Annotated in this window: 11 protein-coding genes; 7 read left to right on the forward strand and 4 right to left on the reverse strand. The window is 54.1% G+C overall.

Going from position 1 to position 12,049, the window contains the following annotated elements:
• The coding region (locus BLR97_RS19655; RefSeq protein WP_139172988.1) for a helix-turn-helix domain-containing protein at positions 1-234 on the reverse strand (234 nt) is incomplete at its 3' end.
• 238 nt (positions 235-472) lie between these two features.
• Here BLR97_RS19655 and BLR97_RS18510 point away from each other — a divergent pair.
• The 7 genes from BLR97_RS18510 to BLR97_RS18540 all read left to right on the forward strand — a co-directional run bounded on the left by BLR97_RS18510 (position 473) and on the right by BLR97_RS18540 (position 8,323).
• Complete coding sequence (locus BLR97_RS18510) at positions 473-1,138, forward strand: ABC transporter ATP-binding protein (RefSeq protein ID WP_089708261.1); 666 nt, start codon at positions 473-475, stop codon at positions 1,136-1,138.
• Positions 1,135-3,627, forward strand: coding sequence for an ABC transporter permease (locus BLR97_RS18515; RefSeq protein WP_170833059.1), 2,493 nt, complete (start codon positions 1,135-1,137; stop codon positions 3,625-3,627). The genes BLR97_RS18510 and BLR97_RS18515 overlap by 4 nt, the downstream gene beginning before the upstream one ends.
• Complete coding sequence (locus tag BLR97_RS18520) at positions 3,624-4,760, forward strand: lipocalin-like domain-containing protein (protein WP_089708263.1); 1,137 nt, start codon at positions 3,624-3,626, stop codon at positions 4,758-4,760. Before BLR97_RS18515 ends, BLR97_RS18520 begins: the two co-directional genes overlap by 4 nt.
• Positions 4,761-5,161: 401 nt before the next feature.
• Positions 5,162-6,316: a hypothetical protein gene (locus BLR97_RS20115; RefSeq protein ID WP_089708264.1), complete on the forward strand. Its 1,155-nt coding sequence runs from the start codon at positions 5,162-5,164 to the stop codon at positions 6,314-6,316.
• A gap of 106 nt (positions 6,317-6,422) precedes the next feature.
• The gene (locus BLR97_RS18530) at positions 6,423-6,851 is read left to right on the forward strand and encodes a hypothetical protein (protein ID WP_089708266.1); all 429 of its coding nucleotides are present in this window, start codon (positions 6,423-6,425) and stop codon (positions 6,849-6,851) included.
• A 44-nt stretch (positions 6,852-6,895) separates the two neighbouring features.
• Positions 6,896-7,600, forward strand: coding sequence for a C39 family peptidase (locus BLR97_RS18535; RefSeq protein ID WP_211605202.1), 705 nt, complete (start codon positions 6,896-6,898; stop codon positions 7,598-7,600).
• A 15-nt stretch (positions 7,601-7,615) separates the two neighbouring features.
• Positions 7,616-8,323, forward strand: coding sequence for a hypothetical protein (locus BLR97_RS18540; RefSeq protein ID WP_089708268.1), 708 nt, complete (start codon positions 7,616-7,618; stop codon positions 8,321-8,323).
• 78 nt (positions 8,324-8,401) lie between these two features.
• Here the strand turns inward: BLR97_RS18540 and BLR97_RS18545 are convergent, their stop codons facing one another.
• From BLR97_RS18545 to BLR97_RS18555, 3 genes are all read right to left on the reverse strand, one after another.
• The gene (locus BLR97_RS18545) at positions 8,402-9,478 is read right to left on the reverse strand and encodes a hypothetical protein (RefSeq protein ID WP_089708270.1); all 1,077 of its coding nucleotides are present in this window, start codon (positions 9,476-9,478) and stop codon (positions 8,402-8,404) included.
• A gap of 17 nt (positions 9,479-9,495) precedes the next feature.
• Positions 9,496-10,914: a sigma-54 dependent transcriptional regulator gene (locus BLR97_RS18550; protein WP_244511407.1), complete on the reverse strand. Its 1,419-nt coding sequence runs from the start codon at positions 10,912-10,914 to the stop codon at positions 9,496-9,498.
• Between the two features lie 768 nt (positions 10,915-11,682).
• On the reverse strand, positions 11,683-11,922 hold the full coding sequence (locus tag BLR97_RS18555; RefSeq protein WP_089708272.1) for a hypothetical protein: 240 nt from the start codon (positions 11,920-11,922) through the stop codon (positions 11,683-11,685).
• Between the last annotated feature and the right edge of the window lie 127 nt (positions 11,923-12,049).

Here is a 12,049-nt window from a genome sequence, read left to right on the forward strand (position 1 = left end):
AATCAGGCTTGGCAGGCGCTTCGTCACTTTCCAGGCGCTGCGTCGGCGCTGATCACTTCTCGATTGCGCCTGCTCGGGCGCATAGCCAGTCGTAAGCCCATTGCGCTTTATCTCCCGGCTAATGGTGCTGCTGTGCACCCCAATAGCCTTGGCTATTTGTCGCTGGCTGATGCCGGTCTCAAGATAAGCAAAAATTTGGTATCGTTGGGCTTGGGTCAGCTGTCGGTATCCCATGCTCTGCTTCACTTTGGTCGGTAAAGTCGAGAGGGTACCGGCGCTGGCCCTCCTTCCTCTACTGTGTGATCCAAAGTGCTGCGGTTATTCTATGAATCCAGGATTTAAACTGCGCGTTTCCGTGCTGCTCAATGCATCGCTGCCGATTACTTCATATACAAAAACATCACACCTATATCGCCTCGTAAAAGAACTGTATTCTTTATAAAAGACGCTGGCGTTAGCAACAGGAGGCCCTATGTTGGCCCTGCAGCAAATCCATAAAACCTTTAGCACACCGCAGGGTGAGCTGCCGGTACTCAACGGTATCGACCTGACACTTCAACAGGGTGAGAGCCTCGCCTTAATGGGAGAATCGGGCAGTGGCAAATCAACGCTGTTGCATTTGGCAGCCGGACTCGACGTGCCCGACAAGGGCGAGATCAGCATTGACGGGCAGGTGCTCTCCAGCTTGGATGAACCCGCCCGCGCCAAGCTGCGCCGCCAGTATCTGGGGCTGGTATTTCAGCAGTTCCATCTGGTACCCAGCTTGAATGTTATCGACAACCTACGCCTTCAGGCCCGCCTGGCAGGGCGAGAAGACTCTGAATGGACGGCGCACCTTTTGGCACGCCTGGGGCTTTCCGGCCGCGAGACCTATTACCCCGAGCAGCTATCGGGTGGCCAACAGCAACGCCTGGCGATTGGCCGAGCACTGGCCGTTCGCCCCAGTTTGCTACTAGCCGACGAGCCGACAGGTAACCTGGATGAGCAAAGCGCTGATACCGTCCTCGCGCTACTGCTTGAGCTGGTGAAAGAAACACGCTGTGCGCTCTTGATGGTGACCCACAGTGCCCGCGTGGCGGCGCCGCTTAATCGGCTGGTACGCCTCCACCTGGGCCGTCTTGAGGATCATTGCTCATGATCCTGCGCGTGCTAGTGACATTGCTTGCCCACTATCGCCGCCATCTGGGGCAATTAGCCATGTTGCTGCTAGGGCTTTGGGTCGCCAGCGCCCTGTGGAGCAGCGTTCAGGCCGTAAACGCCACGGCGAAGGACAGCTACGCCCGAGCCAACGCGCTGTTTAGTGCAGATGTTGACCAGCTAACTCGACGCGATGGCCAATCGCTCACTCGTGAAGACTACCTGACGCTGCGACGGTCCGGCTGGCCCGTCTCACCTATGCTGGAAGGCACGCTACAAATAGGCGAGGAACGCCTGACCATTATCGGCATTGACCCGTTAACCTTGCCCAACGATAACGCCCTGGGCAGCAACGGTGACGCATTAACCGCTTTTTTAACCCCGCCATGGCAAACCCAGCTCGCCCCGGAAACCATTGACGTATTAGGGCTTTCACGCCGACAAGCGCCAGGGGCGACGCCCACCGTCGACAATAATCAACGGCTCCCGCCACTAACGCTACGCCCGGAGCTACCGCCGAATACCTTGGTGATGGACATTGCCGCTGCCGCCGCGTTGTTAGATCGCGATAACACGCTAAGCCAACTGGTCACCGCCCCTGGCGCGCTAACGCAGCCGCCCGACGGGTACCGGCTAAGCCGAGCCGCTACGTTGGCATCGCCGGAACAACTGACGGATAGCTTCCACCTCAACCTCACCGCGCTGGCCTTGCTGTCGTTAGTCGTCGGCTTATTTATTGTGCAAGCCGCCTTGGGGCTTGCCATGGAGCAGCGTCTGACCACGCTGCGAACACTGCGCGCGCTGGGCGTGCCCGCGTTCACGTTGACCATGGCGATTCTGCTTGAGCTGCTGGTATTCGGCCTGGTGGGTTCAGCACTTGGGCTCGCCAGCGGCATTTGGCTCGCCGCCCAGTTATTGCCCGATGTGGCGACGACACTGTCTTCGCTTTACCAAGCCGACGTGCAACGCTCTTTGGTATTGCCATGGCACTACTGGGTGGGCAGCTTAGTCATTACCTTGGGCGGCCTACTGCTGGCAGGCAGCGGCGTGCTGTGGCGGGCCGCGCGTCTGGAGGTATTAGCGCTGGGCCAGTCCCAGGCATGGCGACTTGGCTACCAGCGTCAGCTAAAACGGATGACACAAGGGGGCGCAGTGGTCGCCGTCATCGCTGTTGGCTTAGCGCTATGGCTTAGCCGCCTATCATCCGGCCAAGGGGTTCTGGTTAGTTTTGGATTTGTCGCCGCCCTACTGTTAGGCAGCGCGCTCTGCCTGCCGCCGCTGATTAACGGCGTGCTGCGCTTGCTACAGCGGCTGCTTCATCGCCGCCCGCTTGCCCACTGGGCCGTGGCGGATATTCAGTTACAGCTACCGCGCCTTTCGTTAGCCATGATGGCGTTGCTGATTGCTTTGGCCACCAATCTAGGGGTTAGCAGCATGGTCGGTGGCTTTCGTCTCACTTTTCTGGATTGGCTGGATCAACGGTTGGCCGCGCCGTTGTATATCAACGCGTCACCGTCGACGTTAACCCCGATGCTGGATTGGCTCGACGCCCAGCCCGATGTTGACGAAACCTTGCCCACCGCCCGAGGCAGCGTCGACCTGCTGGCCGAGAAAAATGCACGAGGAAAAGAGACGACTCGCGAACGCATTGCGCTGTTTGGGATTACCCCAGCACCGACGATCACCAACCGCTGGCCGTTACTCGATACGCAAGCTGGGCGATCCGCTGCCTGGTCAGCGCTGTCTACACGCAGCGTGTTTATTAACGAGCAAATGGCCGTGGCAAAACAGCTTGCACCGGGTGACGTGGTCACACTGGAGACGCCACAAGGCGCAATGCCGTTTGAAATTGCGGCGGTTTACCCTGATTACGGCAACCCACGCCAGCAGATACTTATGCCCACCGATGTGCTTGTTCAGCGTTTTGGTGGCGATATCGCCTCGATAGGACTGGTCGTCAACGAAAGCGCCGACCGCCAGGCTTTACGCCAAGCACTGGCGGATAACTTTGATGTATCCCCCGACGCCCTTGTCGACCAACAGGAAATTAAACGGCTGGCCACGCAAATTTTTGAGCGTACGTTCACCATCACCCAGGCGCTAAACGCCCTGACGCTAGGCGTCGCTGCGCTGGCGCTGTTCGCTACTCTGCTGGCCCAGGCCCGCGAGCGACAGCGCCAGCTAGCTTCCCTTTGGGCATTGGGCGTGCCGCGCAAAACGCTAACCCAGCTGCCGCTTTTTCAATTAGGGGGCTTATCACTACTCACCGGCGTGGTGGCGATTCCGCTTGGCATCGCCATTACCTGGACATTAGTGGCAATCATCAACGTCGCCGCCTTTGGTTGGCGGCTGCCGTTATACCTTTTTCCATGGGATATATTCATCACGCTGCTGACCGCGCTGGGGGTAGCGTTGGCCGCCGCCGCCCTGCCATCGATTCAGCTATGGCGCACCTCTCCCCAGGCGATGCTAAACAAGGGGGCCGTATGAGTTATTACCGCTTATCAGCTGTGCTTATCGCGATAAGCTGTTTCATCCTCATCGGCTGCCAGGAAACGTCGCCTGAGGCTGAGCCTCAAGGGTTTGCCGGGCTCGGTAAAAACGCGGCGGCGTTTGCCGAGGCAAATGCCTCTACGCCGCTGAGCTTTCCGCAAGACCATGGCCCGCATCCTGATTACCGCATCGAATGGTGGTACCTGACCGCCAACCTTGAAGATGCCCAGGGTGAGCCGCTCGGCCTTCAATGGACGCTGTTTCGCCAGGCACTGACGCCACCTGACGAGCGCCCTGACCCAACGCCATGGGCAACCGACCAGGTGTGGATGGCGCACATGGGGGTTTCCCAAGGGGAAAGCCACGTTGCCGCCGAACGTTTTGCGCGCAGCCATAGCCAAAAGGCCAGCGGCCAAGCAGGCGTCAAGGCAGTCCCATTTCAGGCCTGGATCGATGACTGGATACTGGAAAGTCCGCCCGACGCCAACTTCGAGGACTTTACCCTCAGCGCCTATAGCGGAGAGGACGCTGACCGCTTTGGATACGAGCTTACCCTCAGCGCGCAAGGCCCGCTTATCTGGCACGGAGAGAATGGGTTTAACACCAAAACCGTGGACGGCCAGGGTTCGCGTTACTACAGCCAGCCCTATTTACAGATTACCGGCCGCGTCACGCTGAACGGTGAGTCCCGTGAGGTTAGCGGCAAAGGCTGGCTGGATCGCGAATGGAGCAGCCAGCTACTCGCCCCGGAACAAACCGGATGGGACTGGTTTTCGCTGCACCTGACGGACGGGCGCAAGCTGATGGCCTATCGGTTAAGAGGTGGCGGTGAAGAAGGCGGCGACTACGTGTTCGGCCATTTACTCTCCGCTGATGGGCAAACCGAACTCATCGGGCCTGATAGCGTCACGCTTACGCCGTTAGAAACGCAAGTGGTAGCGGGACGAGATATCCCCACAGGCTGGTCACTCACGCTACCCGATGCCGATATGCAGCTTGTCGTCGAGGCACGCCACCCTAACCGCTGGATGCCAACCTCAGTACCTTACTGGGAAGGCGATGTGGTGGTTCGCCAGGCAGAAACGCAAGAAAGCATCGGCGTCGGTTATTTAGAGATGACCGGGTATTGAGCGCCACGCGCAATAACTGCATCAGCGATCAAGAGTCACTCCCACCTCTGACCTACCTGCTGATTTGTCGCATAAATAAGGCACTCCACAGGAAAATGAGGAGGCCCGCTATTACAAGCCTGTCAATAGAATGACAGGTGGAAGTGGGCTATCCCTGTCTCAGATAAAATACATTTATGCATTAATTACTAACAGCGAACATTGCTTTTAAAAAATATATTTTTTAAAGATCTTCATTTATTTCAGCAATTTAAGAATAACTGTCTCCGCGATGGCACGTAAGCTGCTATCAACTTCGTTACTGCGAACGGAAGAGCGTCATTCAAGGGTCCAGCACTTGTAAGTAGGACGATGTCGCGTGTTCGCAGGCTGCAGAAGACAAAACTAACGGAGACATGATCATGAAAAAGTATTTAGTAATAGCGGGTACCCCTCTGCTGGCTCTCGTAATGGCCATCTCCACGGCGCACGCGAACCCCGGAGTTGGTACCGCTGAAAGCGTAGATCAGAATGTTGACGCCACAGCGACGGCCACAGGCGGCAATAGTGGTAGCGCAAGTGGCGGCGATGGCTATGGGGAAGGTAATGGTGGCAGCGTCTATGCCAATGTCGACGGAGACTTCGATGAAAGTTCCGACGACAGTAGTCTTACCAGCGGTGATGGTACTGGCGGGGCTGCTAACGGAACCGGTATGGGCGGAACCGGAGGCACAACAGGCCGTGGCGGTGATGCTTGGGCGATGAGTGAGTCCTACAACACGTCCACCAATGTCATCTCGATGCAGGAGATGAGCTCTAATGTCAGTGGCGCTCGTATCGTTATCAATGGCGGTGCAGCGGCAGACGGTGCTGAAGGCGGTGCCGGTGGTGACGCCTATGCCGATAGCTATGGCGAAGGCTTTGGCGGAGACGGTGGAGACGGTGATGGAGGGAACGGCGGTCTAGCCCGAGCATTAGGTGGTGAAGGTGGTAACGGCGGCGATGCCGATAGCTATGCCGAAGGCTATGGCGAAAGCTACGGCGAAGGTGGTGACACTGACGCTACCAATGACGCTACCGACGCCCAGGGTGGCACCGCCGAAGGTTATGCGTCTCTCAATACAGACGACTTTGACGACGATAACACCAACACTGCTACCAACGGTGACAGCACCAACGGTGACGCCACCGCCAGCTCCGCAGTGGCAGGTGGCACTGCGGGCAATGGTTCGGGCTCCGGTTCTGGCAGCGGCTCGGGATCTGCTACCAGTGGCGACGGTGGTGACGGTGGCGAGGCCATGGCAGCCGGAGGTAACGGCGGCGCTGGTAATGGCGGCAACGGCGCCAGCGGACAAGGTACCGGCGGTGATGCTAGCGCAGTGGCTGGTAATGGAGGAGCAAGTGGCAACGGCGGCAGTGGTGGTCTTGCCAGCTTTGCAACCGGGGCAGCTAACGTGTCTGTTGGTGCTGGGGTGTTCGGCGGCATCAACAACATGAACGTGACAACCGGCCTCTACAACTCCCAGTTGTCTGGCACAAACGTCGCGGCGCACAGCAATGTGAGCATCGGCAACTGATAAGGAGCGCATTCTGCGCTCCCACTACCCGGGAGCTGGTGGATATGAACGCCAACAGCTCCCTTGATGAAATGTCCCAATGGATCGGATACCGGGAGTTAAGGCCATGAAGGTGTCATCAGTCTGTTTAACTCACTTTACTTTACGACGCCCACCGTTGCAGTTGATGGCTATCGTTTTCTTTTTGGTGCTGTCTACCTTCGGGGCGGCAAAGAGCCAGGCCAATGATCGCCATGCGCCTCAGGCGGAAGGCTTCGCCGCGATGGAATCGATAGCCGTGGAGGAGTTGGGTAAGGCTCGAGCCAGAGAGGGTGAGATGGTTATCAATGTTAATACGGTCAAAAGTGTGCAGAACATGAAGTCCTCAGTAACGGGTAACTCTTTTAATATCGGTGGAGACATGGTCTCGGGCAATATCAGCTTCGCCTCCGATGCATTGGGGAGTTATAGCGGTACAGGAATCTTCAGTGCAGTGACTGGCAACGGAAACTCTATCAATAACGCCGTGGGCATCAGTGTCTTTATCGCCAACTGAATCTTGTCCAGGTTCAAAAATTTGCAGCCAAGGGATGACTTGCCATGAAACTGACCAGGCAACTCTGCTGTGCTATGGCGTCACTGCTTCTCACTGGAAGCACCTTGAGTGCCCATGCTGGCCAGGTAGCCATTGCCAATCGTTTCGGCAATTTTCAGGTTGAGGTAAAGAGCCTGCAAGAGAAGGGTTGGGACAGAGTCATCCAGCAGCAGTACGACTTCAGCTGTGGTTCCGCGTCCGTCGCCACCCTGCTAACTTTCCATTACCAGCGTGAGACTACTGAGGCAGAGGTCTTCGAGAGCATGATCCGTGCTGGTGACGCCGAGCAGATCCAACAACACGGCTTTTCCATGCTAGACATGAAGCGTTACCTGGATTCCCAGGGGCTCAATGCCGATGGGTTTAGGATCAGCTTGGATGACTTTCTGCGAATTGGGGTGCCGGCCATTACCATGATCGACACCATGGGTTACAAACATTTCGTCGTCGTCAAGGGCATCGATGACGACAATATCTTAGTAGGAGATCCTGCGGCAGGTACCCAGGTGGTGCCAAGGGAGCACTTCGAGACTCTATGGAACGGATCGGTTCTGGGGGTGCGCGAGGAGATCGAGATTGCCCGTAACTACTTCAACCATGAGCAGGACTGGGCCGTGCGCCCCGACTCACCGCTGTCAAGAGGCGTAAACCGCACCAACATCGGCTCCAGTCTGCTAACCCTGCCCGCGAGCAATGAGATGGGTCGGTGATGAGGAGAGATGAAGATGATGTCGCGCGCCAGGATTATGCAAAAGATGGGGGGGAGGTGGTGGATAGGCGCACTGGCGGTACTAGTGACTGCCGGAACCCAGGCGGCCCCTCTGTTAGAACACGACGCACAGGTAGATGTAAATCGACAATGGGCAGATTACTTGGGTGATCAGGTACCAGTGAGTCTTTATACTGAGGCCTTATTACTGTCTGCAACAAGGGATGACTTCTATCAGGGAATCGTCATCGCCGAAAATGAACTCAATCAGATGCGGGCGGGTTTCAATATCGGTGGGCTCGACGTGGATTTCGGCGCCAGGCTGCAGACGAAGATCGATAATAGTATCGAGTTGGTGTCGTTGGTAAACTTCACGAAGGCGGGCGTGCACCTTGTGTCCCAGACACTCCGTGACCCCTCACTGTCAGCCAATCAGGTCGGTTCCGGTACAGGGCTCTCTATCACCGACGTAACCCCTAGTAGTATCGACCTTTCGGGTCTGGCTAACTTTTCCGGCGTTACCCTGAGCGATCCCAAAGGCTTCACGGCGGCTCTGCACAACATTACTCGCAACGCCATCATCAGTGGTGTGGTGAGCAATGCCTCCGGGCGGGATATCCAGCAGCAGATCAATATCGACGTTCGACTTAACAATATTGGCGCTTTGAGGGCAGCCAAGCAACGGGCATCTATTGTTGACTCCTTATCGGGTATTCTGCGCTGAAAGCTAAGCGCAAGAGTAGGATGAAGATAATTATGTGACGGCTGCCGAGTTGGCAGCCGTCGTGTTATGTGCCCTTGGCTAGAAGACATCCATTCCGAAGGGCATGCGAAGGGTCAGCGTCGTGTCCGGGGCATCGTCGGTAATACCCAGCTCCAGGCCCAAGTTAAGGGAGACATCTGGGTTTAGCTGGTAGGACCACCCGAGCAGCAGGGAACCGACGTTCAGCGTGTTAGAACTGACCCGAGTTATAGTGCCGCTGGTGTTATTGACATATTCTGTCTTGGTCTTACCGATGAAGTCGTTCTTATAGCCCAGAGTGAAAGAACTTCTCGGGTTGATTGAGTACGCCATACCGAAGCTGAGTCGCACGGCATCCCCAGGATCGACATCGCCTATGAAAAGGTCATCATCCCCCTGGGTAACTTGCTGGTTGACCTCATCTTCTAGGTGGAACACATAGCCAAGATTGGCAAAATAGACGGCCGGCGCCGAGGGAATCAGCATTGTGATGCTGGGTTCTATGGAATGGAAGCCTGTGCCCGTGGATAGCTCTAGAGGGATGCCGGCGCTGTTGCGCCGGATATCGAATGGGCCCTCGCCGGTAGTGCTCTTGTAGCGCAAGTTGCCGATGAAGTAGGGCTTGCCATTGAGGCCCCGGTTCAACTGGTAATGGGCGGCCAACTCGATGTCGCCTAATGCATCATTAGATAGCTCACGATCCAGCGTGAAGTCTGGGTCTACTTCGGAAACCGTGACTCGGTTCGACTCATCACGATAGACATAGGGGACTTTCATCTCCAGCTCCAGCCTGTCGGTGAAGCCTAGTCGGCCGGTCAACGCGGCTGTGTAATTGTCCCGGTCGACATCTTCTGCCGTGAACACGCCGATCAACAGGGTGCTCAATACTTCCACACCCTGGAATGTCATCCTGTTGATACTCTCGTGGGAGTACTGGAACTCCGGTTCCAATACCAGCCTACCCTTGGGTGTCAGCACGCCGCCATATTCTGCTATGGCCTGAACGTCCGGCTGGACCTCTCTTTCCTCGGGCTCCTGGCCGACTGGCTGAATAGTATCCTGCGCCAAAATAGGGACAGAACCGAAGAGCGATAGCAGACCGATAGCCTGACTCAAGTTCCTTTTATTACATTTCATGATGAGATGCCCCCTTGCTATTGAGCGTTTTTTTCTAATTGCCGGTCGATCCCATGCTTCTCGATCAGCCTATACAAAGTGGCCCGTGAAACGTCTAGCTCACAGGCCGAGTGCTGCACTTGGTACTTGTTGCGAGCCAACGATGCTCTGATCGCGCTCTCTTCTGCCAGATCGCGAGCTTGTTCCAAGGTGACTTGGCTACGAGATGAACGTTGCCTTCGCTCCAGGCCGAGATCCTCAGGTCTGATAAGGCGCTGGTCACACATCACCATGGCCCTTCGGATTCTATTGATTAGTTCTCGGATATTGCCCGGCCATGCATACTGGCGCATCAAAAGAAGGCTCTCACGGCTGAAGCCTTTTACTTTCGAGGCCTTCTCAGTACGGTATTTTTTGAAGAAAAAGTTAGCTATCTCTTCGATATCTTCGCTACGCTCGCGAAGGGGGGGAGGCGTCAATTGAAGTACATTTAGCCTGTGGTAGAGATCTTCCCGAAACTTATCCAGTTTAATGGCCTCTTCAAGATTTACATGTGAAGCGGCGAGGACCCTGACGTCGACCTTAGTTTCCTTCAGGCTGCCAAGACGGAAAACGTGGTGATTTTCCAGAAATCGGAGAAGGTTGACCTGCATATCCAAGGGTAAATCGCCTATCTCATCCAGAAAAAGGGTGCCACCACTGGTGGACTCAATGATGCCGAACTTGCGCTGGCCTGCACCAGTGAATGCCCCTTTTTCATGTCCGAATAGCTCAGACTGGATTAGACCTGGAGGCAACGCACCGCAGTTGATAGCATTGAAGGGGCCATGTCTTCTTGGTGATTGTTCGTGGATCGCCCTTGCGACAAGTTCCTTCCCAGTACCCGATTCACCGGTTATCAGTACCGGCGCATCAACTTGTGCAATTCGATAGATAGATTGATAAAGGCGTTGCATTACCGGTGAGTTGCCCACCATTCCCATATCTTGGTTTCGGTATTCGTTTCGAAATTTGCTTGGGGAGAGAGCCGACAGGAGAGTCATTTCTCGTGCTGCTTCAAGGAGGTGCTGGGTTTTGATAGGATCCAGAGGAAGCGTTAAGAAGGCAAAGAAATACTGGTGGACAAACCGGCGGATGCGCTCCACCTGAATGGAAAGTGGATCCACTACCGCTAGCCACGCTACCTCCGGGTGCATAACTATTAGTTCCTGTAGGTCGTCTAGCAGCTGCGAGTCAGTATTTTTTAGTATGTATATAGAGGTAAAGTACTCATCGCCATTTCCTATAATCGTGCTAGCTTCCTGCTGATTATGGGCATACTTAATATGCCACTGAGCGTTCCCTAAAGCTTCGTCAACATCATACCCAAGGGTATCGCATCCCAGGACAAGAACCTTCCTAGGCCGTGTCGTTATAGGCTCATCTTCCACATTTATAAATTTTTTGTGCGTATTCATATGCAAGATAAATCCTAATGGTAGTGACTATTGCTTGTATATTATAAATCGCCGAAATATATGACAGGTACAACAACGCGTGGCGATTGAGTTCATGCATATAGAGTTTTTGAAGTATGGCGTAGTTTTGTGGAATGTAAAATATTTGTAAATGGAGTGTATCTGACGATAATTAAAATGTGAGCTAACCGGATTAATCAGGATAACAACATCAAGTAGTTACCGATGATTCCTGATGACCTTGCCTTATTCATGAAGCAACTCTAAAAACGACAATAGCGAACGGTGCCTCTCGCGAAAAGTTAATGTGTCTGCCAATAATCTGATTCTAGAGGGCCATCCGCTCTGGGTGGGTCTCTCCCCTGCCCTACGGAATGGCTCTGCTCGCGTCGAACTAAGTGGCCAGCGCTGGTTCAGCTAATACCGCTAACGTTTTCTTCCTACGCCGACTTATTCAAACGTATCTCCAATGGTTACCACGTTCCAGGATTTCTCTTGCGAACATGGCACATCAGAACCGCTTAGAAAGGTATATCTGAAAAGTCAGAACGGTAAGTCATCAGGATACTCGGTGTATCCTTCAAGCACTTCAGCCCGTATTAGTAGTGAACGTATATGTCGTTACTTTTTTTCTGGGATAGGAGCCACCTTTTCAGGATGGACGTCATTCAGTGACCACCTGCAATGGTGAAGCTTATAGCTAAAACAGAAAATAATTATTTATTATTTACATCATCACTGAGAAGTAGCTTTATTATTTAGACCAATCTATAAAAATCCGAAATAATAACCAAGGCATTCAACGATAGCATTAAACACCTTTTTAAACCCTAAACAAAAACTACCAAATTTTAGCTTATTCCACTCATCTTTTAGGCATAGATAAAAACCAGCTTCAAGAGTTACAACAAATTTGTCACTTACATCACCCACTTTAACCCAGGGTTCAAGTCCCGACGTTTCGATATCAATGAAAGTAATCAGAGGAAGATCACTCGCAGTTAACATATTCACCTGCTTGCTGCACTCCGCTGTCTGTTACAGGCTGTTTATCAGAAGCGTCAGAAAAGAAAAAATCTACTCAATACGATTATCGTCATATTTAGCTAAAAGTCCCTTATTGGCATGACCTAAA

It is taken from the genome of Vreelandella arcis (assembly GCF_900103865.1).
GTDB lineage: Bacteria > Pseudomonadota > Gammaproteobacteria > Pseudomonadales > Halomonadaceae > Vreelandella > Vreelandella arcis.